This window comes from Streptomyces sp. NBC_01294, from assembly GCF_035917235.1.
GTDB classification, from domain to species: Bacteria; Actinomycetota; Actinomycetes; order Streptomycetales; family Streptomycetaceae; genus Streptomyces; species Streptomyces caledonius.
Map to the genome: position 1 here is coordinate 1,803,894 of NZ_CP108423.1, position 22,627 is coordinate 1,826,520.

General features: G+C 73.2%; 21 protein-coding genes and 1 pseudogene. 4 read left to right on the forward strand and 18 right to left on the reverse strand.

The features are described 5' to 3' along the window. Nucleotides 1-48: 48 nt before the first annotated feature. The 4 genes from OG534_RS08170 to OG534_RS08185 all read right to left on the reverse strand — a co-directional run bounded on the left by OG534_RS08170 (nucleotide 49) and on the right by OG534_RS08185 (nucleotide 6,096). Nucleotides 49-1,278, reverse strand: a complete 1,230-nt coding sequence (locus OG534_RS08170) for an arginine deiminase (RefSeq protein WP_326587415.1) — start codon at nucleotides 1,276-1,278, stop codon at nucleotides 49-51. A gap of 46 nt (nucleotides 1,279-1,324) precedes the next feature. Then, nucleotides 1,325-1,831, reverse strand: a complete 507-nt coding sequence (locus OG534_RS08175; RefSeq protein WP_326587416.1) for a hypothetical protein — start codon at nucleotides 1,829-1,831, stop codon at nucleotides 1,325-1,327. A gap of 156 nt (nucleotides 1,832-1,987) precedes the next feature. Continuing rightward, the gene (locus OG534_RS08180; RefSeq protein WP_326587417.1) at nucleotides 1,988-4,597 is read right to left on the reverse strand and encodes a polynucleotide kinase-phosphatase; all 2,610 of its coding nucleotides are present in this window, start codon (nucleotides 4,595-4,597) and stop codon (nucleotides 1,988-1,990) included. Then, entirely contained in the window at nucleotides 4,594-6,096 is a 1,503-nt protein-coding gene (locus OG534_RS08185) for a 3' terminal RNA ribose 2'-O-methyltransferase Hen1 (RefSeq protein ID WP_326587418.1), read from the reverse strand. The genes OG534_RS08180 and OG534_RS08185 overlap by 4 nt, the downstream gene beginning before the upstream one ends. 169 nt (nucleotides 6,097-6,265) lie before the next feature. Between OG534_RS08185 and OG534_RS08190 the strand changes: the two genes are divergently transcribed. Beyond that, nucleotides 6,266-7,066, forward strand: a complete 801-nt coding sequence (locus OG534_RS08190; RefSeq protein WP_326587419.1) for an excalibur calcium-binding domain-containing protein — start codon at nucleotides 6,266-6,268, stop codon at nucleotides 7,064-7,066. Nucleotides 7,067-7,160: 94 nt separating this feature from the next. Here OG534_RS08190 and mmuM read toward each other — a convergent pair whose 3' ends face one another. Both mmuM and OG534_RS08200 read right to left on the reverse strand, forming a co-directional pair. Then, entirely contained in the window at nucleotides 7,161-8,066 is a 906-nt protein-coding gene (gene mmuM, locus OG534_RS08195; protein ID WP_326587420.1) for a homocysteine S-methyltransferase, read from the reverse strand. Nucleotides 8,067-8,081: 15 nt separating this feature from the next. After that, a complete protein-coding gene (locus OG534_RS08200; protein WP_326587421.1) occupies nucleotides 8,082-9,005 on the reverse strand; it encodes an LLM class F420-dependent oxidoreductase in 924 nt (307 codons plus the stop codon). 202 nt (nucleotides 9,006-9,207) lie between these two features. Here OG534_RS08200 and OG534_RS08205 point away from each other — a divergent pair, with 202 nt between their 5' ends. Then, nucleotides 9,208-9,453, forward strand: a complete 246-nt coding sequence (locus OG534_RS08205; protein ID WP_326594041.1) for a hypothetical protein — start codon at nucleotides 9,208-9,210, stop codon at nucleotides 9,451-9,453. 71 nt (nucleotides 9,454-9,524) lie between these two features. Here OG534_RS08205 and OG534_RS08210 read toward each other — a convergent pair whose 3' ends face one another. The 4 genes from OG534_RS08210 to OG534_RS08225 form a co-directional block, all read right to left on the reverse strand. After that, complete coding sequence (locus tag OG534_RS08210; RefSeq protein ID WP_326587422.1) at nucleotides 9,525-10,010, reverse strand: DUF6099 family protein; 486 nt, start codon at nucleotides 10,008-10,010, stop codon at nucleotides 9,525-9,527. A gap of 123 nt (nucleotides 10,011-10,133) precedes the next feature. Continuing rightward, nucleotides 10,134-10,532: a nucleotide pyrophosphohydrolase gene (locus tag OG534_RS08215; protein ID WP_326587423.1), complete on the reverse strand. Its 399-nt coding sequence runs from the start codon at nucleotides 10,530-10,532 to the stop codon at nucleotides 10,134-10,136. After that, a complete protein-coding gene (locus OG534_RS08220; protein ID WP_326587424.1) occupies nucleotides 10,529-11,857 on the reverse strand; it encodes an ATP-binding protein in 1,329 nt (442 codons plus the stop codon). Before OG534_RS08220 ends, OG534_RS08215 begins: the two co-directional genes overlap by 4 nt. Before the next feature lie 67 nt (nucleotides 11,858-11,924). Further along, nucleotides 11,925-12,320: a cell division protein SepF gene (locus OG534_RS08225; RefSeq protein ID WP_326587425.1), complete on the reverse strand. Its 396-nt coding sequence runs from the start codon at nucleotides 12,318-12,320 to the stop codon at nucleotides 11,925-11,927. Nucleotides 12,321-12,477: 157 nt separating this feature from the next. Between OG534_RS08225 and OG534_RS38665 the strand changes: the two are divergent. Together OG534_RS38665 and OG534_RS08235 are read left to right on the forward strand one after the other, a co-directional pair. After that, a pseudogene (locus OG534_RS38665) lies at nucleotides 12,478-13,199 on the forward strand (DUF2470 domain-containing protein). Nucleotides 13,200-13,257: 58 nt separating this feature from the next. Next, nucleotides 13,258-14,178 (forward strand): NADP-dependent oxidoreductase, encoded by a 921-nt coding sequence (locus OG534_RS08235; RefSeq protein ID WP_326587427.1) that lies wholly within the window; start codon nucleotides 13,258-13,260, stop codon nucleotides 14,176-14,178. Between the two features lie 119 nt (nucleotides 14,179-14,297). Here the strand turns inward: OG534_RS08235 and OG534_RS08240 are convergent, their stop codons facing one another. From OG534_RS08240 to OG534_RS08275, 8 genes are all read right to left on the reverse strand, one after another. Next, on the reverse strand, nucleotides 14,298-14,651 hold the full coding sequence (locus OG534_RS08240) for a ferredoxin family protein (RefSeq protein ID WP_326587428.1): 354 nt from the start codon (nucleotides 14,649-14,651) through the stop codon (nucleotides 14,298-14,300). Beyond that, nucleotides 14,648-16,276, reverse strand: a complete 1,629-nt coding sequence (locus tag OG534_RS08245) for an FAD-binding protein (protein WP_326587429.1) — start codon at nucleotides 16,274-16,276, stop codon at nucleotides 14,648-14,650. Before OG534_RS08245 ends, OG534_RS08240 begins: the two co-directional genes overlap by 4 nt. Beyond that, nucleotides 16,273-17,604: an LLM class flavin-dependent oxidoreductase gene (locus OG534_RS08250; protein ID WP_326587430.1), complete on the reverse strand. Its 1,332-nt coding sequence runs from the start codon at nucleotides 17,602-17,604 to the stop codon at nucleotides 16,273-16,275. The genes OG534_RS08245 and OG534_RS08250 overlap by 4 nt, the downstream gene beginning before the upstream one ends. 56 nt (nucleotides 17,605-17,660) lie before the next feature. Next, nucleotides 17,661-18,665 carry an ABC transporter permease gene (locus tag OG534_RS08255; RefSeq protein WP_326587431.1) on the reverse strand — a complete coding sequence of 335 codons (1,005 nt, stop codon included), beginning with the start codon at nucleotides 18,663-18,665 and terminating at the stop codon, nucleotides 17,661-17,663. After that, nucleotides 18,662-19,489, reverse strand: coding sequence for an ABC transporter ATP-binding protein (locus tag OG534_RS08260; protein WP_326587432.1), 828 nt, complete (start codon nucleotides 19,487-19,489; stop codon nucleotides 18,662-18,664). Before OG534_RS08260 ends, OG534_RS08255 begins: the two co-directional genes overlap by 4 nt. A gap of 5 nt (nucleotides 19,490-19,494) precedes the next feature. Further along, nucleotides 19,495-20,529, reverse strand: coding sequence for an ABC transporter substrate-binding protein (locus tag OG534_RS08265; RefSeq protein WP_326587433.1), 1,035 nt, complete (start codon nucleotides 20,527-20,529; stop codon nucleotides 19,495-19,497). A gap of 48 nt (nucleotides 20,530-20,577) precedes the next feature. Continuing rightward, the gene (gene ssuE, locus OG534_RS08270) at nucleotides 20,578-21,135 is read right to left on the reverse strand and encodes an NADPH-dependent FMN reductase (protein WP_326587434.1); all 558 of its coding nucleotides are present in this window, start codon (nucleotides 21,133-21,135) and stop codon (nucleotides 20,578-20,580) included. A 169-nt stretch (nucleotides 21,136-21,304) separates the two neighbouring features. Further along, the gene (locus OG534_RS08275) at nucleotides 21,305-22,240 is read right to left on the reverse strand and encodes a TauD/TfdA dioxygenase family protein (RefSeq protein ID WP_326587435.1); all 936 of its coding nucleotides are present in this window, start codon (nucleotides 22,238-22,240) and stop codon (nucleotides 21,305-21,307) included. Nucleotides 22,241-22,627 lie beyond the last annotated feature (387 nt).

Consider the following 22,627-nt stretch of genomic DNA (forward strand, 5'->3'; position numbering starts at 1 on the left):
CTATACGATCCTCCGTATTGATATACAGACCCTCTATCGGGTCCGCCGTCAGGCCACCGCGTCCCGTTCGACCGGACAGCTCATGCAGCGCGGCCCGCCCCGGCCCCGCCCCAGCTCACTGCCCGGGATCTCGATCACCTCGATGCCCTGCTTGCGCAGGTGCGTGTTGGTCGTCACGTTCCGCTCGTACGCGACCACCACCCCCGGCTCCACGGCGAGCACGTTGCACCCGTCGTCCCACTGCTCGCGCTGCGCCGAGTGCACGTCCTGGGTCGCGGTCAGCACCCGGATCGAGTCCAGACCGAGCGCCGCCGCCACGGCCCGGTGCATCTGCTCCGCCGGGTGGTCGGTCACCCTCAGGTCGTGCGCCCCGTCGCCCGGCTCGATCGTGTAGGAGGGGAGCATCCCGAGCCCGGCGTACTGAGTGAACGTATCTCCGTCGACCATCGTCATCACCGTGTCCAGGTGCATGAAGGCCCGGTGCTTCGGCATGTCGAGCGCCACGATCGAGGTCGCCGAACCGGCGGCGAACAGGCCCCGCGCCAGCATCTCCACCGCCTGCGGCGTGGTCCGCTCGCTCATCCCGATCAGCACCGCGCCGTTGCCGATGACGAGCACGTCCCCGCCCTCGATGGTGGAGGGGTAGTCCACCTGCCCCTGCGACCAGTAGTGGAAGGCGCCGGAGGTGGTGAAGAGCGGGTGGTGCTTGTAGATCGCCTCGAAGTGGACGGTCTCGCGCTGCCGGGCCGGCCAGCGCATCGCGTTGATGGACACCCCGTCGTAGATCCAGGCGGAGGTGTCCCGGGTGAAGAGGTGGTTGGGCAGCGGGCCCAGCAGGAAGTCGTCCAGATCCAGGGCGTGGAAGCGCACGGACACCGGCTCCGCGTGCCGGTCCAGGAACTCCCGCTTGGTCATCCCGCCGACCAGCGCCTCCGCCAGCTCGGTCGACGGCAGCCCGTCGAAGACCGACCTCAGGTGGTCGGTGGCGAGCGGCCCGTACTCCTTCTCGTCGAACACCCGGTCCAGTACGAGGTGTCTCGCCTCCGGGATGTCGAGGGCCTCGCACAGCAGGTCACCGAAGAGGTGGACCTCCACACCCCGGTCCCGCAGCACGTCCGCGAAGCCGTCGTGCTCCTGGCGGGCCCGGCGCACCCACAGCACGTCGTCGAAGAGGAGCGCGTCCTTGTTGTTCGGTGTGAGCCGCTTCAGCTCCAGGTCGGGCCGGTGGAGGATGACGCGGCGAAGCCGCCCGGTCTCGGAGTCGACATGGAATCCCATGCCGTACACGTTCCCAGACCGAACGGCTTTTTGACGCGGCGTCGGCTCAGCGGGGGGTGCCGAGGCCCAAAAGCGCGGTGGGCGTTCCGGTCAGTTCCGGTGCGACGAGGCCCAGTTCGGGCTTGGTCAGGTTCGGCAGGCCGAAGTTGGAGCCGTCCGGCATCGTCAGCGGGGAGCCGAGGACCAGCCCGGGCGTCCGGGTGCGCACGGTACTGGCCGGGGCGTCCAGGGAGCCCTCGCCGTCCGTCTCCGGCTTGCCCAGCAGGTTCGGCACCGGCGAGGTGACGAGGGTGTTGCCGAGCTCGGTGGCGATCGGGACCGTGGGAAGGAGCGGGGTGGGGAGCATGTCCCCCTTGTGGTGGACCGGCGCCTCGGGAGCGCCGACGACCGGGACCGGCACTCCGGTGGCCACGCGGGGGGTGTCCACTCCCAGCGTGGTCCTCACGGCGTCGAGCGGGACACCGACCGGGACCGAGTCGGCCACGGCCGGAGTGGCCGCGCCGGCCGCGGCCATACAGGTCATGAGCGCCGCAATGCTTCCGCGCGCGGTCATCTTCATAGGTGATGTTCCGTCCTTCCAGGGTCGCGGACATTCCGCTGCCCTGGATGAACGATCCCGCCGGTGGTTTTCCCGGAGTTCTCCGCGAAAGTTCCCCCATACGACCTAATTAGCGGCCGTACGGGGGTGCCGCCTTTACGCCGCGCCCCCTCAGAGCCGGGGGTCGACCGGCTCCGACTCCAGCGCGAGCACCGCGAACACGGCCTCGTGGACCCGCCACAGCGGCTCCTCGGCCGCCAGCCGGTCCAGCGCCTCCAGCCCGAGCGCGTACTCGCGCAGGGCGAGCGAGCGCTTGTGCCCGAGGAAGCGCTCGCGCAGCCGCTCCAGGTGGTCGGGGCGGGTGTACTCCGGACCGTAGATGATCCGCAGGTACTCGCGTCCGCGGACCTTGACCCCGGGCTGCACCAGGCGGCCCTTGCCGTCCCGGGCGTACGCCTGGAGCGGCTTGACGACCATGCCCTCGCCGCCGGCGGCCGTCAGCTCCAGCCACCAGTCGGTGCCCGCCCGTACGGAGTCCTCGTCCGCGGTGTCGACCAGGATCCGGCCGGTGCGGCGCAGCAGCCCGGTACCGGCCGCCTCGTCCGCGGCGACCAGCCGGTCCAGCCAGAACAGCTGCTCGTCGTGGGGTACCGCGGCCAGCGACCGCCCGGCCGCCGCCAGCAGCTGGAACGGCGCGAACCGTACGCCGTCCAGCCCGTCGGTGGTCCAGCAGTAGCGCCGGTAGGCGTCGGTGAAGGCGGCCGCGTCGGTGGCCCGGTCCCGCTGGCGCGCCAGCAGCGCGCCGGTGTCGACGCCCCGCGCGGCGGCCGCCTCCAGGGCGGCGATGGCGCCTGGGAAGACGGCGCCGGAGGCGGCGCCCACGGCGGCGTACTGGTTGCGCAGCAGGCCGGTGGACTTGAGCGACCAGGGCAGCAGTTCACCGTCGAGCAGCAGCCAGTCCGTGCCGAGCTCCTCCCAGAGGCCGGCGCCGGTGACCGCCGAGCGCAGCCGGGTGAGGACCTCCTCGGTGACCTCCGGATCCTTGAAGAAGGGCCGCCCGGTGCGGGTGTAGACGGAGCCGGTCGGGCCGTCGACGCCGAAGCGCTCGCGGGCCGCGTCGGCGTCCTTGCAGACCAGGACGGTGGCGCGGGAGCCCATGTGCTTCTCCTCGCACACCACCTGGGCGATGCCGTCCTTGCGGTACTGGGCGAAGGCCTCGGCCGGGTGCTCCAGGTAGCCGTCCTCGCGCGAGGTCGCGGTCGGTGCCATGGTCGGCGGCAGGTACGGGACCAGCCGCGGGTCCACGGCGAAGCGGCTCATGACCTCCAGGGCCGCCGCCGCGTTCTCCTCGCGCACGTTGACGTTGCCCAGGTGCCGGGTCTCGACGATCCGGCGCCCGTGGACGTCGGCCAGGTCGAGCGGACGGCCGTCGTGGCCGCCCGGGGCCTCGGCGGCGAGCGGGCGCGTCGGCTCGTACCAGACCTTCTCGGCCGGTACGTCGACCAGTTCGCGCTCGGGCCAGCGCAGGGCGGTCATCTTCCCGCCGAAGACCGCGCCGGTGTCCAGGCAGATGGTGTTGTTGATCCAGGCGGTGTTCGGGACCGGGGTGTGGCCGTAGACCACGACGGCCTTGCCGCGGTAGTCCTCGGCCCACGGGTAGCGCACCGGCAGGCCGAACTCGTCCGTCTCGCCGGTGGTGTCCCCGTACAGGGCGTGCGAGCGGACCCGGCCGGAGGTGCGGCCGTGGTACTTCTCGGGCAGCCCGGCGTGGCAGACCACCAGCCTGCCGCCGTCGAGGACGTAGTGGCTGACGAGGCCGCGAATGAACTCCCGTACCTCCTCGACGAACTCCGGCGGCTCCTTCTCCAGCTGCTCGATGGTCTCGGCGAGACCGTGGGTGCGCTGGACCTTGGAGCCCTTCAGGTAACGGCCGAGCTTGTTCTCGTGGTTGCCGGGCACGCACAGGGCGTTGCCGGACTTCACCATGCCCATGACGCGGCGCAGGACGCCCGGGCTGTCGGGGCCGCGGTCGACCAGGTCGCCGACGAAGACGGCGGTGCGGCCCTCGGGGTGGACCCCGTCCGCGTAGCCGAGCTTGGCGAGCAGGGTCTCCAGCTCGGAGGCGCAGCCGTGGATGTCGCCGACGATGTCGAAGGGGCCGGTGAGGTGGGTAAGGTCGTTGAACCGCTTCTCCAGCACCACCTCGGCGGTCTCGGCCTCCTCGACGGACCGCAGCACGTGGACCTTGCGGAAGCCCTCGCGCTCCAGGCCGCGCAGCGAGCGCCGCAGGTCGCGGCGGTGCCGCTGGATGACCGCGCGCGGCAGGCCGGCCCGGTCGGGGCGGGCCGCGTTGCGCTCGGCGCAGACCTGCTCCGGCATGTCCAGCACGATGGCGATGGGCAGGACGTCGTGCGCGCGGGCGAGCTGGACCAGCTGCCGGCGGGCGTCCGCCTGGACGCTGGTGGCGTCCACGACGGTGAGGCGGCCGGCGGCGAGGCGCTTGCCGGCGATGTAGTGCAGGACGTCGAAGGCGTCCCGGCTGGCGCTCTGGTCGTTCTCGTCGTCGGAGACCAGGCCCCGGCAGTAGTCGGAGGAGATGACCTCCGTGGGCTTGAAGTGCCTGCGGGCGAAGGTGGACTTGCCCGATCCGGTGGCCCCGATCAGGACGACGAGGGACAGGTCGGTGACGGGAAGTACACGTGTGCGGTGGGTCTCGGTGCCGGTGGTGCTGGTCGTGTCGGTGGTGTCGGTGGTGTCGGTGGTGTCGGTGGTGTCGGTCATGCTGCCTCGCCCTCCTTCGGGGTGTCGGTGGTGTCGATGGTGTCGGTGGTGCCGATGGTCTCGGTCTGGGTGAAGACGGCCATCTGGGTCGGCGGACCGACCTCGGGGTCGTCGTCCCCGATGGGGACGTACGCCACCTCGTAGCCGTGGCGCTGCGCGACCTGGCCGGCCCAGGCGCGGAACTCCTCGCGGGTCCACTCGAAGCGGTGGTCGCCGTGGCGGACGTGCCCGGCGGGCAGGGTCTCCCAGCGGACGTTGTACTCGACGTTCGGCGTGGTGACGAGGACCGTACGGGGGCGGGCCGAGCCGAACACCGCGTACTCCAGCGCGGGCAGCCGCTCCAGGTCCAGGTGCTCGATGACCTCGCTGAGCACGGCCGCGTCGTAGCCGGCCAGCCGCTTGTCGGTGTACGCGAGCGAGCCCTGCAGGAGCGTGACGCGCGCGCTCTGCCGCTCGCCCATCCGCTCCAGCCGCAGCCGCTTGGCCGCGATGTTCAGGGCCCGCACGGACACGTCCATGCCGACGATCTCGGTGAAGGACACGTCCTTGAACAGGGCCTGCACCAGCTGGCCCTGGCCGCATCCGAGGTCCAGGACCCGGGCGGCGCCCGCGCCGCGCAGCGCGGCGAGGATCGAATCGCGCCGCTGCACGGCGAGCGGCACGGGCCGCTCCTCCGTGTCCCGGGTCTCGTCCACGGCGTTGTCGATCTCCTCGACCTCGCTGCCGTCGGCCTCGGCGAGGCGGACCAGCTCCAGGCGCTCGATGGCGTCCTGGGTCAGCCGCTTGTGGCGGGCCAGGTAGCGCGAGCTGATCAGCCCGTTCTCGGGGTGGGCGGCGAGCCAGCCGTCTCCGGCGCGCAGCAGCTTGTCGACCTCGTCGGGGGCGATCCAGTAGTGCTTGGAGTCGTCGAGCACCGGCAGCAGCACGTAGAGCTGGCGCAGGGCGTCGGCGAGGCGCAGTTCACCCTCCAGTACGAGCCGTACGTAGCGGGAGTCCCCCCACTCCGGGAACTGCTCGTCGAGCGGTACGGCCTCGGCCTGTACGAGGTCCCAGCCGAGCGGTCCGAAGAGGCGGTGCACCAGCTCCGCCCCGCCGCGCGCGGGCAGCACCGGGATCTCGATGCGCAGCGGCCGCACCTGCTCCGGCAGTTCCGGGCGCAGGGCGCACTGCCCCTTGAGCGCGGTGCGGAACACCCCGCTCAGCGCGACGGCGAGCAGCGAGGACGCGGCGTACGGGCGGTCGTTGACGTACTGCGCGAGCGCGGCGTCGGGCGCCCCGCCCCGGCCCTTGCCCTGCCCGCGCCGCACGAGCGCGACGGGATCCACCTCCAGCAGCAGGGCCGCCGTGCACCGCTCGGCCGTGGCCTCGGGGTAGAACACGTGGGCGGTGCCGTGGGACTGGTTCTCCACGCGAACCCGGTCCGGGTGCTTGTGCAGGAGAAAGCCCAGGTCAGTCGCCGGATTCTCGGCGGTCCCGGTGGTGGTGATCGTAAGGAACATGCGGTTCAGCATGACCGCCGGGTGGTGCTCGGGCCAGCGGTTTTCATGGGGTGTGGCGTCCGCGCGCGCCGACTTCGAAGAAAACACATACAATCTTCAACTTTCTGGATAGGCTCGCGCGCCCCACACCCTGCACCCCCACGCCCTGCACCAGCCCTCCAGGAGCGCCATGTACCCGCCCCCGCACGCCTACGCCCCCGTGCCCGCGCCTGCGCCTGCGCCCAAGCCGCCGCGGCGCTGGTGGCAGCACCCCGCCCTGATCATCACGGCGCTCGTCCTCCTTCCGCCCGTGGGGATCGCGCTCGCCTGGACGAGCCAGTGGGAGCGGACGCAGAAGATCCTCGCCACCGTGCTGTCCGGCATCTGGTTCCTGATACCGCTGTTGTCGGACCCGCCAAAGGAGGCCGAGGGCAAGCCGCAGGCCACCGCGGCGGCCTCCGCCTCCCCCACCCCGAGCACGAGCCCGAGCCCGACTCAGACGGCGGCGCCCACACCGAGCGCCGAACCGCAGATGCCCTCGGCCGTCGGATGGCCCTACGCGCAGGCGGAGAAGACGGTGGAGGAACTGATCGACGGCGAACTCAAAGCGCTGAGCGCCTACACCGACGTCACCCTCCCCACCGACCACGGGACCTGGCTCGTCTGCTTCCAGGACGTCGTGGCCGGCACCGGACTCGCGCCGCAGAGCGCCGCTCCGGCCGTGCACCTGGTGGCGCCGGGCACCGGCTGCCCCGCGGCGCCCGGAACGGACCTGCGCCCGAAGCCGGCCGCCCCGTCGGCCGCACCCACGACCGCACCCACGACCGCCCCGGCGCCCGACGACGAGACGGGCGGCAGCGGGGGCGGCAGCGTCTCGTACAAGAACTGCACTGCCGTGAAGGCGGCGGGCGCGGCCCCCATCCGCCGCGGCGACCCCGGCTACGCCCGCCACCTCGACCGCGACGGCGACGGCGTCGGCTGCGAAAGCTAGAACTCGGCGGCGCTACGGCGAGACCGGGGCGACCCATCGGGCGCAGTCGCCGGCGACATGAACTCATGCGCAGATGACGATGACTGCCGGTCCCTCACATGTCCGGCTCGCGGGCCAGGTCCGCGATGCGGGCGGGGCCGATGCGGCAGCAGCCGCCGACGAGGCGGGCTCCGGTGCGGCGCCAGGCGGCGGTCGGCCAGGGGGGCATGACCTCGGGTGCCCGCCAGGTGCCGGTGGCCGCCTCCCAGACGGAGCCGTCGTTGGGGTAGGCCAGCAGGGGCTTGGTGGTGAGGGCGGCCGCCGCCTCCAGGGCCGGGAGGACCTCCGCGGGGTCGCAGCAGTTGACCCCGAGGGCGATGACCTGCGGGGCCTGCGCGGCGAGCGCGAAGGCTTCGGGCAGCGGGTGTCCCGACCGGGTGCGGCCTCCGGCGACGGTGTAGCTCAGCCAGGCGCGGGCGTCCGTTTCCGCGAGGACGGCGAGTACCGCCTCGGCCTCGTCCGGGTCGGGGAGGGTCTCCACGGCCAGGACGTCGGGGCCGGCGTCGAGCAGGGCCTCGATGCGGGGGCGGTGGAAGGCGGCGAGCTCGCGCACGCTCAGGCCGTACCGGCCGCGGTACTCGGAGCCGTCCGCGAGCACCGCCCCGTACGGGCCCACCGAGGCGGCCACCCACACCTCGTGGTCCGCGGCCTCGGCCGCCCGGGCGGCCAGTGCCACGCTGCGGTGCAGCAGGGCGGTGGTCGCGGCGCGGTCGTGGCCGTGGGCGGCGAAGGCCTCGTAGCCGACCTGGTAGCTCGCGGTGATCAGTACCTCGGCGCCGGCCCGCGCGTACGCCGTGTGGGCGGCCTCCACCTGGTCCGGCCGCTCGACGAGCACCCGGCCCGACCAGAGGCCTCCGGACAGGTCGCAGCCCTGGGCGGCGAGCTGGTTGCTGAGCCCGCCGTCCAGGAGCACGGTCCTGTGGCCCAGGGCTTCGGCGAGCGGACCGGACGCGCGCGGCATCGGTTCCCGTACCCCTCAGCGGAGCTGGGAGAGCACCTGGGCGGAGATCAGCTCCAGGTGGTCCAGGTCGTCGAGGTCGAGCAGCTGGAGGTAGACGCGGGAGGCACCGATGGCGCCGTAGGCACCGATCTTCTCCACGACCTCCGCCGGGGAGCCGGCCAGGCCGTTCGCCTTGAGCTCGTCCACCTCCCGGCCGATCGCGGCGGCCCGGCGGGCCACCTCGGCGTCGTCCTTGCCCACACAGACCACGAGAGCGTTGGAGTAGACGAGGTCGTCGGCCTTGCGCCCGGCCTCCTCGGCGGCCTCGCGGACCCGGCCGAACTGCCGCTCGCTGTCGGCGACCGAGGCGAACGGCATGTTGAACTCGTCCGCGTACCGTGCGGCGAGGCGCGGGGTGCGCTTGGCGCCGTGGCCGCCGATGAGGACGGGCACCTTCGCCTGGGCGGGCTTGGGGAGCGCGGGCGAGTTCTCCACCTGGTAGTGGCTGCCCGCGTAGTCGAAGGTGGCGCCGGGCTCGGTGGCCCACAGGCCGGTGACGACGGCCAGCTGCTCCTCCAGCCGGGACATCCGGTCCGCCGGGAAGGGGATCCCGTAAGCCTTGTGCTCGTCCTCGAACCAGCCTGCTCCCAGCCCCAGTTCGACGCGGCCGCCGGACATCTGGTCGACCTGGGCCACCTGGATGGCGAGCACGCCGGGCAGCCGGAAGGTGCCGGCCGTCATGAGGGTGCCGAGGCGGATCCGCCGGGTCTCGCGGGCCAGGCCGGCAAGGGTGATCCAGGCGTCGGTGGGTCCGGGCAGGCCGTCGGCGGAACCCATCCGCAAATAATGGTCGGAGCGGAAGAACGCATCGAAGCCCAAGTCCTCGGTGGCCTTGGCGACGGTCAGGAGGGTGTCGTAGCTCGCGCCCTGCTGGGGCTCGGTGAAAATGCGGAGATCCATGACCCCATCCTGCACTTCCCGCCCCGGCAGGGTGAATCCTCGTCAACCGGACGCGCCGCCCCCGGGCCCGCCAGTGACCGGCCCGGACGGGGATCGTTGGCTCGGACGGAGCCGGACCGCCCGGCCCGCGCCCGGCGGGCTTTCGCCGGTGCGTCCACCGCACCCTTCCGCCCCGGAAGGGCCAGGGCACGAGGAGGCCGCCATGTCCCACGAGGCCGGGCCGGAGACCCCCCACCAGACCGGACAGACCGGGCAGGCGGCACACGACCCGGCACGCCAGGAGTCCGCGGTGCCCGCCCAGGGCGACGGCGCGCCGAAGGGCCTGCTGCAGCAGATGGAAGAGCTGATGGCGGCGCTGAACGCCGACCTCTCGCAGCTCGACGCCGATCTCCAGTCCTCCACGAACCGCACCCCCGAGGGCGGGCGCCCCTCCTACCGGTCGTCCTGACCGTGCGGGTCCCGCCGCGCACGGTGGGACCCACTCGAACCTCCCACGGCCGAGCCGCCCCCGTCGCCGCTTCAGGCCACGCCCGAGGCGGACCCCCGCTCACGGACCGCCATGCGGCGCAGGATCGCCCGCACCCGGTCGCTCGATTCGTCCGCCGCGTCGATCGACTCTATGCACTGCCAGTACAGGGCCTCTTCGTCCGTCCCGCAGGCCACCCCGACCAGGGCTATGCCCACCTCGCCCAGCAGTGCCTGGAGCCCGAGCAGCGCCTGCCGGACATCCGACACCTCGCTCAACTGTGCCGCCCGCGGCGGATACTCGGGCGCGCTGCCCTCGCCGCGCAGGGCCGCCCGGTCGAGCACCCCGCATCCTCTGCCTCCCGCTTCCCCCAGTCCCCGTGCCTCCGATCTCAGCTCCGGCGGCCCGGTGACCGCCAGACAGCTCCCGATTCCCTGCGCGAGTGCCTGGGCCTGCCAGGCCTCGCCCACGATGTCCCACGCAGCCCCGCTCTGTGCCAGCGCGTGCCGGCCGGCCGCGATGAGCCGTACCGCATCCATATGCCGTCCCCCGTCCGCACGACATCCCGCCATCCTCACCACTACCCAGAGTGAGGGCAACGAGTCAGTAAAGCCAGGGGTATTCGGAAAATGTGGACACAAACGTGATTGTGGATGAGCCCATCACTCCGAAGAGTGACGATTCGGTGTCGGTGGACCCGCCACAGGGAAGCGGAGTTCGTTCCTCTCGATCTTCGCGGCGAGCGCATCCAGCACATCCACCCCGAGGACCTCACAGAACTGCAGCAGATACGCGAGCACGTCGGCGACCTCATCGGCCACGCGGTGGGCGGTTTCCGGCTTCTCCATGACCTTCGCCGACTGTTCCGGTGTCAGCCACTGGAAGATCTCGACCAGTTCGGCCGCCTCCACGCTCAGCGCCACCGCCAGGTTCTTGGGCGTGTGGTACGGCTCCCAGCCGCGCGCCGCCGCGAACTGTGCGAGCCGGCGCTGCAGTCGGTCCAGCCGCTCGTCGGGCCGCTCGTCGGGCCGCTGCCCGGGCGGTTCCTGCGTCTCGTTCATGTGGTCAGGTCTACCACCGAGACGCCCGCGAGGCGGCGGGCGGTGGCCGCGGTCTCCTCGCCCACCGCCGCGACGAGCCGGATGTGGCCGCGGCCGCCGGACAGCAGGGCCAGGCGCAGCAGCTCGGCGCCCTGCCGCCGGTCCAGGCCGCGGTCGAAGCCGTCGGCCAGCACGGTCAGGGCCTGCTGCGCGGAGAGCAGTTCGGCGGCCGGGTCCATGGCGAGCACGCCCGGCCCGGTCAGCAGGACCAGCGCGAGCGCGAGGAAGCGGAGTTCGCCCGCGCCGAGGCGGGCCAGTTCCGTGGCGGGACGGGCGGGGCCGCGGTCCAGTACCGCCGTGACGGGGCCGCCCGCCGGGGCCCGGACGTCCAGCCCGGCGACGGGTCCCGCGCAGCCGGTGCGGGCGGCCCCGGCCAGCAGCGCGTGCCGGGTGCCGCATTCGTGGCGGGTCCGGCGCAGCACGTCGGCCAGGTTGGCGCAGTCGCCGAGCAGCCGGCCCTCCCCCCGCGGGACGGCCGCGCGCATCCGCTCCGGGCGGGGGTCGCACGGGAACACCGAGCGCAGGGCCACCACCGCCTGCTCGGCGGCGGCCAGCACCTGCCGCTGGCCGGCGGTGGATCCGGCGACGCGCAGCGGGAGCAGCGCCGTGCCGAGCCGGTCGTCGGGCAGCGGGGCCCTGGTGACGCCGATGGCGCCGCCGGTCAGCCAGGCGGCCTGGACCGAGCGCCGCCCGGGGTCGCGCAAGGCGGTGGCGAGCAGGATCTGCCCGTCCTGCGAGAGGCGTTCGCCGACGATCCGCAGCGTGGGCTCGGCCTGGACGGCGAGGTCGAGCCGGACCGGCCCGGCGGGGCCGTCGACTGTGCAGCCGAGGCGGAATCCGCGTCGCCGCTGCGCGTCGGGGACGGCCCGGTCGGGGATGCGTGCGCGCGGGTCCGGGAAGGCCTCCTCCAGCGTGGCGCCGGATCCCAGCGCGGCCAGGGCCTCGTAGGCGGCCAGGGCCTGGGACTTGCCGCTGCCGCTCGGCCCGGCGAAGAGGGTGACGGGCCCGAGCGGGAAGGCCGCGGCGCGGTGCGGCCCGAAGGCGGAGAGCCGCAACTCGGTGAGCACGGGCCGCCGGTGCGGCTGCTGCCGCGCAGGTTCGGCGGCGGCATCGGCGGCGGCATCGGCCCGTACGGCGGAGGCGGGGGCGGCGGAGGCAGCGGCGGCGGAGGCCGTCGGGGCCCCGTCCGCCGGGTCGGCCTGGGCGGGAACGGCGAGGGGGTCGGCTAACGCGACGGCGGTGGCGGCGCTGATGCGCCCCACCGCCGCGTCCAGGGTGGCGTCCATGCGCGGGACGGTACGGGCCGCCGGACCCCCCGTGGCTCCGGCGAACCGTTCCCTCGCGGCGACCTTCCTACGATCGGGGGACGGCCGCGGCCGCGATGCCCTCGACCTCGGTCCCCACGGGCGCCAGCAGGAAGACGTTCCGGTCCACCCGGTGCATCCCGCTGCCCAGCCCGAAGACGACGCCGCTGCTGAAGTCCAGGATCCGCTTGGCCACTTCGCTGTCCGCGCCGGTGAGGTCGAGCAGCACCGGGATCTGCGCGATCAGGTACTCCGCCACCTCCCGCGCGTCCGCGAAGATCTGAACTCTGATCACCACGAAGCGCCGCTGCTCCGCCGCGGACGCGCCGGGCACCTTCGGGATCGTGCGGTGGTCCACCCGGGAGGGCCATTCGTTGCGGCTGCGCAGGGGGACCACCTGCGCGAGCCCCTCCCACTGTTCGTCGGTGACGTCGTACCTGCTCACCGGGCCGCCTCGGCCGCGCGCTTCATGTGCATCCCCCCATCCTCTCGCGTTTCACCCGTTCAGCCCAACAACGACACGAACCACGCCGGGTACTCTCGGAGACCGAGATAGGTTAGGTTAGGCATGCCTAACCTATTCGGACGATGGAGAGATCCGCATGCGCCTGTTCGGTGCCCCCGCCACCCCGGCCGCCCGGCCCAGCGATGCCGAGCGAATCCGGTCGATCCTGACCGCCGCCCACTCCATGACCGTCGTCACCGACGGGCTGCGCACCGAGGTCCGGCACCTCGACGGCGCGGACCCGATGGGCCGGCTGCACCTGCACCCCGCCGAGCCCGGCGGCGAAGCCGAGTACCGGCCCGCGATCCGGCTGGAGTTCACCGACGTCGCCCCCACACCCGTACGGGACCGGGTGCGCGCCCGCGTCACCGTGCTGGGCCGCCTGCTGACCCCTACTCCGACGCGTCCGCCGGCTCCGGCGCCGACTCCACCTGCATGGAGTTCGACCGGGCCGTCCTCGAAACCCCGGACGGCCGCTCCCACGTCGGCCTCGAAGAGCTCGACGCGGCCTGCCCCGACCCGCTCGCCCCGTACGAGGCGGGCATGCTCACGCACCTCCTCGACGACCACCACGACCTCGTCACCCTGCTGCTGCGCCTGGTCCAGCCGCTGCCCACCGCCGCCGCGGTCGTCCGCGCGCTGCCGGTCGCCATGGACCGGTACGGGATCACCCTGCGACTGGAGGAGCGGCGCGGCCACCGCGACGTGCGGCTGCCCTTCCCCTCGCCCCTCGACGACATCGAGCAGGCGGGCACGCAGATCCAGGCGCTCTTCAGCGCGGCCCGGCGCCGCTCGCACCGCAACACGCTGCCGGCCTGAACGGCCGGAGCGGGGAGGGCCCGGAATACGCGGCCGCGGACCCGCGTTGGGGACGATCATGAAGGCCATCACGTACAGCGCATACGGAACTCCCGGCAGCCTCAAGCTCGTTGACGTACCGCAGCCCAAGGTGGGGCCGGGCGAGGTGCTCGTCCGCGTCAAGGCCGCGGGCGTCAACCCGGTGGACTGGAAGCTCGCCGCCGGATACCTCGACCCGATCCTCGAAGTCCGCTACCCGGTCATACCCGGCTGGGACGTCGCCGGAGTCGTCGAGTCGGTCGGTCCGGACACCTTCGACTTCGCCGTCGGCGACGAGGTGTACGGGTACGTCCGCAAGGAGTGGGTGGAGCTCGGCACCTACGCCGAACTCGTCAGTGCCCCGGTCCGCACCCTGGCCCGCAAGCCCCGCGAGCTGACCTTCGAGCAGGCCGCGGGCCTTCCGCTGGCCGGTCTGACCGCCTACCAGTCGCTGACCCGAGCGGGCCTCAAGGCCGGGGAGAGCGTGCTCATCCACTCCGCGGCGGGCGGCACCGGATCCTTCGGCGTGCAGATCGCGGTCGCGCTCGGCCTGCGCGTCATCGGCACGGCGGGCGCGCACAACCACGACTACCTGCGCTCGCTCGGCGCCGAGCCGGTGCTGTACGGCGAGGGTCTGGCGGACCGGGTGCGCGAACTGGCCCCCGAAGGCGTCGACGCGGGCCTGGACTTCTACGGCGACGGCGTCATCGAGACGCTCCAGTCGCTGGTCAAGGAGCGCGACCGGGTGGTCTCCATCGCCGACTACGAGGCCGCGGCCAAGGGCGCCCACCAGCTGTGGGTGCGCCCCGACACCGCCGACCTGACCTTCCTGGCGGAACTGGCCGACGCGGGCAGCCTCACGGTCAACGTGGAGCACGCCCTGCCGCTCGCCGAGGCGGCCAGGGCCTGGGAGCTCAGCGCCGCGGGCCGCACCCGCGGCAAGATCGTCCTGACGCTCTGAGCGGACGGGAGCGTCCGCCGGAACACCGCGCTCCGGCGGACCCGCCCTCCCCCTTCGGCCCCCTCTCCCCCTCGGGCCCCTCCCTCCTTCGGGCCCCTCCCTCCTTCGACCCCGCCCGCTCAGGACGTGATCGGTGGCGCCGCCGGGCCCAGGGCCGGCCCGACCGCCCGCAGGGCCCCGGGGGTCCGCCCCTCGCCCCAGCCGATCTCCCGCCGGTAGCTGCCGAGCAGCCCGCGGCCCGCCAGCCCCGCCTCGTCCCGTACGGCCGGGTCCTCCGGCAGCGGCCGGGTCAGCGGGGACACGAACAGCGCGTCCACCGGGCAGTTGGCCTCGCACAGGAAACAGGTCTGGCAGTCCTCGTGCCGGGCGAGCAGCGGAATTCCCTGCGGCCCCCGCTCGAACACGTCCGTCGGACACACCTCGATGCACTTGTCGCAGGCGATGCACCGGTCGTCCGAGATCAGCTCGATCACCCCGCGCCCCCTGTGCTCCCCGTGCTCCCCGTACCCGCCAGGGCCGCGGGCCGGGTCCACACCCGGTCCAGACCGCCCACCACGATCCGGTGGTGCAACCTCGGGTCCCGGTCCGGGTGGTCCAGGCGCCTGGCCATCCCCCGGGACTCGGGCCGGGCGAGGGCGGCCGCGTACATCCACCGCGCGTGCGCCGTCATCGCGGCCGCCTGCCGGGCCTTGACCAGATCCGCTCCCTCACCGTGGAGCGTGGCCCGCAGCCGGGACCAGGCCGCGTCGAGGGTCCGCAGCGACGCAGCCGGCACGTCACCGCGGCGCAGGTAGTTCTTGTCGTACGGGAGGACCTCCGCCTGTACGAGTGCCACCGCCGCCCGGTGGCCGCCGGGCCCGGCCGGGCTCCCCGTCGGGCGCAGGCCCGCTCCGCCGGCGCCGGTGACGGGGCGGCGGGCGGCCCGGTCGCCGGAGCCGAGGGACAGGGCGTGTCCGGCGGCGCCCCGGCCGGCCCAGCTGCCCGAGGAGATGGCCCAGGCGGCGTTGTGGCTGCCGCCTCCGGTGAAGCCCCCGCAGATCTCCTCGCGGGTGGCCGCGTCCCCGGCCGCGTACAGCCCGGGGACGCCGGTGGCGCAGTCGTCGCCGGTGATCCGGATGCCGCCGGTGCCGCGGACCGTGCCCTCGGCGAGCAGGGTGACGGCGAAGCGGTCGGTGAAGGGGTCGATGCCGAGCCGGTCGAAGGTGAGGAAGAAGTTGGGCTGCGCGCGGCGCATCGCCGCCCGGGCCTCGTCGTCGGCGCGGTCGAGGCGCGCGTACACCTTGGCGCCCGTGAGGAGTTCGCGGGCGATGACCGAGCGGCCCCCCTGGCTCGCCGCGCCCTCCAGCACGCCGCCGTCCTCCTGGTAGAAGGTGGCGAAGGAGTAGAAGGCGGTCTTGGTGACCGAGGTGCCCTCGGGGGCGATCCCGTAGGCGTTGGAGAACTCCATGCCCGAGAGGTCCGCCCCGGCCTCGGCGGCGAACAGCGCGCCGTCGCCGGTGTTGGTGTTGGTGCCGAGGGCCCCGCTGAGGAAGGCGCAGCCGCCGGTGGCGAGGACCACGGCGCCGGCCAGGACCCGGTACGGCTCGTGGGCCTGGCGGCGGTATCCGGCGGCACCCGCGACGGCCCCGTCCGCGTCGGTGAGCAGCTCGGTCACCGGGCTGTGGTCGAGGATGCGGACCCCGGCGCGGCGGACCCGGATGCGCATCCGCCGCATGTACTCGGGCCCCTGGAGGCCGCCGCGCAGCGGCTGCCCGTCCGGGCCGGTCGGGAAGGGGTAACGGCCTGCGGTGGCCAGCTCGTTGACCCGGTCGTAGGTCTCGTCGAGGACCCGGGCCATCCAGCGCCGGTCGGCCAGGTGGCCGCCGAGGCCCTCGCGGCTCGCCATGGCCGCCTCGCGGGCGGCGGGCTCGGGCGGGACGTACCAGACCCCGGTGCCGCCGGCGGCCGTCGCGCCGCTCGTACCGCAGTAGCCCTTGTCCGCGAGGACGACCCGGGCCCCCGCCTCGGCGGCCTTGAGGGCGGCCCAGGTGGCGGCCGGGCCGCCGCCCACGACCAGCACGTCGGTGGTGAGCCCGGCGGGCCCGTTCGGCCCGGTCATCCGGTCTCCCCGGTGTGGCGGTTGGCCGGTCGGGCGAGGCCGTAGTTCTCGCGCAGGGTGCGGCCGGTGTACTCGGTGCGGAAGAGCCCGCGCCGCTGGAGGATCGGCACGACCTGGTCGACGAAGTCGGTCAGGCCCGTGGGCAGGACCGGTGCCATGATGTTGAACCCGTCGGCGGCCCCCTGGGTGAACCACTGCTCCAGCTGGTCGGCGATCTGCTCGGGGGTGCCGGCGAAGACGCGGTGGCCGCGGCCGGCGCCGAGGCGGGCAATCAGCTCGCGCAGGGTCAGGCCGTCGCGGCGGGCCAGTTCGGCGACGAGGGTGAAGCGGCTCTTGTTGCCGTTGATGTCCCGCTCCTCGGGCAGCTCGGGCAGCGGGCCGTCGAGGGGCAGTCCGGTGAGGTCCACATTGAGCATGCCGGAGAGCTGGGCGAGCCCGTACTCCGGCACCTGGAGGTCGGTGAGCTGCTGCTCCAGGGCCTTCGCCTCGGCCTCGGTGGACCCGATGACGGGCGCGATGCCGGGCAGGACGAGCAGGTCGCTCTCGACGCGGCCGTACCTGGCCAGACGGGACTTGAGGTCCTTGTAGAAGGTCTGGCCGTCGGCGAGGGTCTGCTGCGCGGTGAAGACGGCCTCGGCGTACTGGGCCGCGAACTCCTTGCCGTCCTCGGACGAGCCGGCCTGCACCAGCAGCGGGTGGCCCTGGGGCGAGCGCGGGACGTTGAGCGGGCCGGCTACGGAGAAGTGCTCGCCGCGGTGGGCGGCGGGGTGGAGCTTGTCGGTGTCGGCGTAGATGCCGCGCTCCTTGTCGAGGACGATCGCGTCGTCCTCCCAGCTGTCCCAGAGCTTGGTGGCGACGTCGAGGAACTCGCGGGCGCGCTCGTAGCGGACGCGGTGTTCCAGGTGCTCGTCGCGGTTGAAGTTGCGGGCCTCGTCGACCGTGCCGGAGGTGACGATGTTCCAGCCGGCGCGGCCGCCGCTGATGTGGTCGAGGGAGGCGAACTTCCGGGCGGTGTGGAAGGGCTCGTTGAAGGTCGTGGAGACGGTGGCGATGAGCCCGATGTGCTCCGTGACGGCGGCGATGGCGGACAGCAGGGTGAGCGGCTCGAAGCCGCCGAGGGCGTTGTAGCGGGCCTTGCCCCAGAGGGCGAGTCCGTCGGCGAAGAAGATGGAGTCGAGCCGTCCGCGCTCGGCGGTGCGGGCCAGTTCCTGGAAGTACCGCAGGTCGGTGACCCGCTCGGGGCTGCTGTCGGGGTGGCGCCAGGCGGCGTCGTGGTGCCCGGCGTTCATGAGGAAGGCGTTGAGGTGGAGGGTCCGGGGTGCGGTCATGACGGGTCCTTGTGTTCAGTGGCAGGGGGCGGGCGCGGGCGGGACGGGGCGGGCCGTCAGGCCGGGACGCGCCAGGTGCTGAGGCGGCGTTCGATCGTGACCAGCAGTTGGTTGAAGGCCAGGCCGATGGCGGAGATCGTGACGATGCCCGCGTACATCTGCGGGATCGCGAAGTTGAACTGCGAGGCGTTGATCAGGAAGCCGAGTCCCGCCTTGGCGCCGATCATCTCGGCGGCCACCAGGACGAGGATGGAGACGGCGCCGGCCAGCCGGATTCCGGTGAAGATGGCCGGTACCGAGGACGGCAGGATCACCTTCTGGAACAGGCGCGGCGTGGAGAGGTCCATCGACCGGGCGAGCCGGATCAGGGTGGGGTCGGCGTTCCGGACGGCGCTGATGGTGTTGAGCAGGACGGGCCAGAGGCAGGCGTAGACGACGATCGACACCTTCGAGGTCTCGCCGATGCCGAGGAGCAGCACGAAGACCGGGAGCAGCGCGAGGGCCGCGGTGTTGCGGAAGACCTCCAGCAGCGGCCCGAGGAAGTCCGCGAGGGGCCGGTACCAGCCGATGAGCAGGCCGAGCGGGACGGCGACGGCCACGGCGATGCCGAAGCCGCCGAAGGAGCGGACCAGGCTGGCCCTGGTGTGGTCGGCGAGCTGGCCGTCGCCGAGCAGCTCCCACCACGCCACGGCCACCTCGCTGAACGGGGGCAGGAAGGTGGCGTCGACCAGGCCGGCGCGCGGAGCGATCTCCCAGAGGGCGATCAGGGCGAGGATCGCGGCGGTCCGGACGGCTACGGCCTTCAGGACGCGTACGACGGCCAGTGCGCCGGACTTCGTGCGGGCGAGGACGCGGGCGGGTGCCGGGGCCGGGTCGGATGCCGGATCCGGGTCGGGTGCCGCGGCCGGCGCCGGGGTGGTCGTTGCCGGGGTCTTGAGGACCGGGGCTCCGGCCGGGGCCGCCCCGGCAGCGGCCGGGTCGGCCGCCGCCTCGGGGACGGACCCGGCCGGGGCCGCGAGGCCCGTGGCCGCCAGGACGGTGGTGTCGGTTCCGGTGGTCATACGGTTGCCGCCTCCTTCTCCAGTTGCTGGGCGCGGGCCACCTCGTCGTGGAGGAGGTTCCAGATCTCGTGCCGGTAGCGGGCGAACTCCGGGCTGGACCGCAGGGCCTCCCCCAGGAGTCCGTCGCGGTCGCCGAAGGAGACCGGGACGACCTCCTTGACCCGGCCCGGACGGGAGGTCATGACGGCCACGCGCTGGCCGAGGTAGACCGCCTCTTCGATGCCGTGCGTGATGAAGACGACGGTCTTGCCGGTGCGCTGCCAGATGCGCCGCAGCTCGTCCTGGAGGGACTCGCGGGTCTGCGCGTCGAGCGCCGCGAACGGCTCGTCCATCAGCAGCACGTCCGGGTCGTAGGCCAGCGAGCGGGCGATCGCGACGCGCTGGCGCATCCCGCCGGAGAGTTCGTGGGGGTGCCGGTCCTCGAAGCCGGTGAGGCCGACGAGGTCCAGGAACTCTCGGGCCCTGTCCGCTCGTTCACGGCGTGGGACGCCGGTCGCCTCCAGCCCGAATTCGACGTTGCCGAGCGCCGTCCGCCACGGCAGCAGGGCGTACTGCTGGAAGACGATGCCCCGGTCCAGGCCCGGTCCGGTGACCGGCTTCCCGTCGAGCAGGATCCGGCCGGACGTCGGCCGGGACAGTCCGCCGAGCAGGTCCAGGAGCGTGGACTTGCCGCAGCCGCTGGGGCCCACGACCACCACGAACTCCCCCGCCCCGATCTCCAGGTCGATGCTGTCGAGTGCGGTGAACTCCCCCTTGCCCTTCTTGTTCTTCTTGTCCTTGGTCGGGAAGGTCTTGGTCACTCCCTCGAAGACGATCTTCGCCATGCCGGTCAGCCCTTCCCGTGGTCGTTGAACTCGTTGGTGTAGAGGTCCGACGGCTTGAACTGCCCGGGCTTGATCTCTCCTCGCTCACCGAGCCAGTCGAGCCACAGCTGGAACTCCTGGTCCGGTATCCGGCCGCCGGTCTCGGCGACGCCGTAGGAGCGCCAGTACTGGAGGGCGGTCGTGTCCTCGTTGCGGCCGCGCTTCTTGACGATCTCGGTCATCCGGGCGACGGCCTCCTCGCGCGGGGTGGTGCGGGCCCATTCGATGGCCTTGGCCACGCCGGTCACGAAGGTCCGTACGGTGTCCGGGTTCTGCTTGATGAAGCGCTCGGTCATGATGTAGGTGCCGGCGCTGAACGGGCCGAGCAGTTCGACATCGGTGAACAGCGGGCGGATGCCGCCGGTCGCGAGGGCCTTGTCGCGCAGGATCCCGGTGAGCACACCCACCTCGATCTGCCTGGCCCGCAGCGCCTGCTCGGTGTTGACGGGCGGTACCACCAGGGCCTCGACCTTGGTCGCGTCCGCCTTGGAGAGGCCGTTGCGGCTGAGGTAGATGTCGAGCAGTGCCTGGTAGTGGGCGCCCAGGGTGTTCATGCCGACCTTCTTGCCGATCAGGTCCCGGGCGGAGCGGATCGGGCTGTCCTCCAGGACGTAGTAGCCGCCGTAGGAGTGCTGGTCGGAGCCGTAGGAGGAGATGACGGCCTTGATCGGGGCCTTGCCGGCGGCGAGCTTGATGACCGCACCGTTGAAGGCGCTGCCGAAGTGGGTCTGGCCGGTCGCCGCGGACTGGATGTCCTGGGGGCCGCTGATGGTGTTGCCGACCCATTCGAGCTTGACGTCCTCGAAGTAGCCGAGGTCGAGGGCGAGTTCGGGGAGCGTGACCGACCCGACCGCCCCCTGGTACTTCAGGGTCTTGACCTGCGCGCCGGATCCGCCGCCGTTGGCGGTGGCCGTGCCGCAGCTCACCGCGGCCGCCGAGATGCCGAGCAGGGCGAGGAACTGGCGCCTGGAGGTGGTGGTCGAGGTGAAGGCAGCGGGCATGACGGGTCCTTGTCGGTGCGGGGTGCGGGGTGCGGGGTGGCGGCTGGGTTACGGGGTGGCGGTGAGTGCGGCGGCGGGCGCGGAGCCGAGGGCCCCGGCGAATTCGTCGACGGCCTGGAAGAGGTCCAGCTCCACCTCGGGCCGCAGCCGGTCGGGGCCCGATCCGCGTTCGACGGTGGAGTCCAGGACGAACCGGCCGGCGGTGACGTGCCGGGCGCCGAGGGCGGTGAGCACCGGGCGCAGGGCGTAGTCGATGGTCAGGACGTGGGCGAGGCTGCCGCCGGTGACCAGTGGCAGCACCGTCTTGCCGGCGAGGCCGTCCTGCGGGAGCAGGTCGAGGAAGGCCTTGAGCAGGCCGGTGTACGAGGCCTTGTAGACCGGGGTCGCGATGACCACGCCGTCGGCCTCGGCGACGGCTTCGAGCGCCCGGCGGATCTCGGGCTCGCCGCGGCGGGCGGCGAGCAGGTCGGCGGCGGGGAGCTCGCGCACGGCGAGCAGCGCGGTGTCGAAGCCGGAGTGGGACAGGCGGCGCAGCACGTGGTCGGCGACGACGGCGGTACGGGAGTGGGCGGAGGGGCTGCCGGTGATGGCGAGCAAGCGGGGCACGGGGGCTCCTTGGGTGTCGTACGGGAGCGGGGCGATCGGGCGGGGAGGGGGCGAGGGCGAGCGGGCGCGGGCGGGCGGGCGCGAGCCGGCCCGGCAGGTCGGGCCCGGCGGCCGGGCGCGGCGGGTCGGGCCGCCGCAGCCCGGGCCGAGGCGGTCGGGCCGCGGTGGCTCAGGCCCCGGTGGAGGCGCCGGAGGCGATGCCGAAGGACGGGTCCGGGACGGTCTCCGGGCTGAGCAGGCGGGAGGGCTCGCCGTCGGGGCCGACCGGGACGTCGCCGTCGACGGTGACGCGCCGCAGGGTGCGCTCGTGGTCGTCGGAGTCGTCGACGCCGTAGTGCTGGGTGGCGCGGTTGTCCCAGATCGCGACGTCGCCGGCCCGCCACTGCCGGCGGACGGTGTTCTCGGGGCTCTCGATGTGCGACTGGAAGAGGTCCTGGAGGACGCGGGAGTCGCGGCCGGTGAGGCCGTTGATGCGCTCGACGAAGTTGCCGAGCAGCAGGGTGCGCTCGCCGGTCTCGGGGTGGACGCGGACCACCGGGTGCTCGGTGCGGAACGTGGTGGAGGTGAAGACGTCGCGGTACTGGGCCAGGGCCTCGGGCAGGGCGTCCGGCTTGAGGGCCGCGTAGTCGTACTCGTTGGTGTGGACGGCGCGCAGGCTGTCGGCGAGGACCCGCAGCGGCTCCGGGAGGTGACTGTAGGCCGTGGCGGTGTTGGCCCACAGGGTGTTCCCGCCGTACGGCGGGATGGTCACCGCGCGCAGGATGGAGAAGGCCGGGTAGGCGGGGACGAAGGTGACGTCGGTGTGCCACTGGTTGGCGCGGGCGCCGTGGTGGGAGTCGATGCCGAGGGCGTAGCGGCCGTCGGCGGAGGGGACGGTGGGGTGGGCGACCGGGGCGCCGAGCAGCCCGGCGAAGGCCTCGTGGCCGTCCTCGTCGAGGTGGTCCTGGCCGCGGAAGAAGACGACCTTGTGGGCGAGGAGCGCGGCCCGGATCTCGGCGACGGTCGCGTCGGACAGGTCGCCGCCGAGCCGTACGCCGTCGATCTCGGCGCCGATGCGGCCGCCGATCTTGGTGACGGTGATGTCGGTCTGGGTGACAGTGGCCATGAGAACTCCCTGTTCAGGGCCGCGGGCATGTTATTTCCGCAGCGGAAGTAATAGAGGTACGAGGACGGCGCGGGCGCGGCGGGTGCCACGGAGCGGCCGTTGGAGCGTGAGGTGGCGCTGCACGACGCGCATCGGGTGCGGGTCCGGGTTCAGGTACGAATGCGGGTGCGAGTGCGGGTGCGGGTGCGGATCCGGCTACGGAATGCAGGTACGGGTACGCGAGGGCGGCGACGGGCACGTTCCCGGTCCGGGAGGGTCCGCGGGGCGGTGCGCAGGCCCTGGGCGCCCGCGGACTCACCGGGCGGCGGGGCCGCCGGGGGTCACGGGGCGGACGGGCCGCGGGGCGGCCGGGGTCAGACCCGGCGCAGGGCCGGACAGCGGCCCGGA

What these genes read in the sequence shown, in the direction of transcription:
- OG534_RS08250 (WP_326587430.1), bottom strand. Translation starts at nt 17,604, where the DNA reads ATGACCGCACCCCGGACCCTCCACCTCAACGCCTTCCTCATGAACGCC.
- OG534_RS08175 (WP_326587416.1), bottom strand. Translation starts at nt 1,831, where the DNA reads ATGACCGCGCGCGGAAGCATTGCGGCGCTCATGACCTGTATGGCCGCG.
- OG534_RS08190 (WP_326587419.1), top strand. Translation starts at nt 6,266, where the DNA reads ATGTACCCGCCCCCGCACGCCTACGCCCCCGTGCCCGCGCCTGCGCCT.
- OG534_RS08275 (WP_326587435.1), bottom strand. Translation starts at nt 22,240, where the DNA reads ATGGCCACTGTCACCCAGACCGACATCACCGTCACCAAGATCGGCGGC.
- OG534_RS08210 (WP_326587422.1), bottom strand. Translation starts at nt 10,010, where the DNA reads ATGGATGCGGTACGGCTCATCGCGGCCGGCCGGCACGCGCTGGCACAG.
- OG534_RS08180 (WP_326587417.1), bottom strand. Translation starts at nt 4,597, where the DNA reads ATGACCGACACCACCGACACCACCGACACCACCGACACCACCGACACG.
- OG534_RS08170 (WP_326587415.1), bottom strand. Translation starts at nt 1,278, where the DNA reads ATGGGATTCCATGTCGACTCCGAGACCGGGCGGCTTCGCCGCGTCATC.
- OG534_RS08185 (WP_326587418.1), bottom strand. Translation starts at nt 6,096, where the DNA reads ATGTTCCTTACGATCACCACCACCGGGACCGCCGAGAATCCGGCGACT.
- OG534_RS08265 (WP_326587433.1), bottom strand. Translation starts at nt 20,529, where the DNA reads ATGCCCGCTGCCTTCACCTCGACCACCACCTCCAGGCGCCAGTTCCTC.
- OG534_RS08200 (WP_326587421.1), bottom strand. Translation starts at nt 9,005, where the DNA reads ATGGATCTCCGCATTTTCACCGAGCCCCAGCAGGGCGCGAGCTACGAC.
- OG534_RS08215 (WP_326587423.1), bottom strand. Translation starts at nt 10,532, where the DNA reads ATGAACGAGACGCAGGAACCGCCCGGGCAGCGGCCCGACGAGCGGCCC.
- mmuM (WP_326587420.1), bottom strand. Translation starts at nt 8,066, where the DNA reads ATGCCGCGCGCGTCCGGTCCGCTCGCCGAAGCCCTGGGCCACAGGACC.
- OG534_RS08260 (WP_326587432.1), bottom strand. Translation starts at nt 19,489, where the DNA reads ATGGCGAAGATCGTCTTCGAGGGAGTGACCAAGACCTTCCCGACCAAG.
- OG534_RS08235 (WP_326587427.1), top strand. Translation starts at nt 13,258, where the DNA reads ATGAAGGCCATCACGTACAGCGCATACGGAACTCCCGGCAGCCTCAAG.
- OG534_RS08245 (WP_326587429.1), bottom strand. Translation starts at nt 16,276, where the DNA reads ATGACCGGGCCGAACGGGCCCGCCGGGCTCACCACCGACGTGCTGGTC.
- OG534_RS08255 (WP_326587431.1), bottom strand. Translation starts at nt 18,665, where the DNA reads ATGACCACCGGAACCGACACCACCGTCCTGGCGGCCACGGGCCTCGCG.
- OG534_RS08220 (WP_326587424.1), bottom strand. Translation starts at nt 11,857, where the DNA reads ATGGACGCCACCCTGGACGCGGCGGTGGGGCGCATCAGCGCCGCCACC.
- OG534_RS08205 (WP_326594041.1), top strand. Translation starts at nt 9,208, where the DNA reads ATGTCCCACGAGGCCGGGCCGGAGACCCCCCACCAGACCGGACAGACC.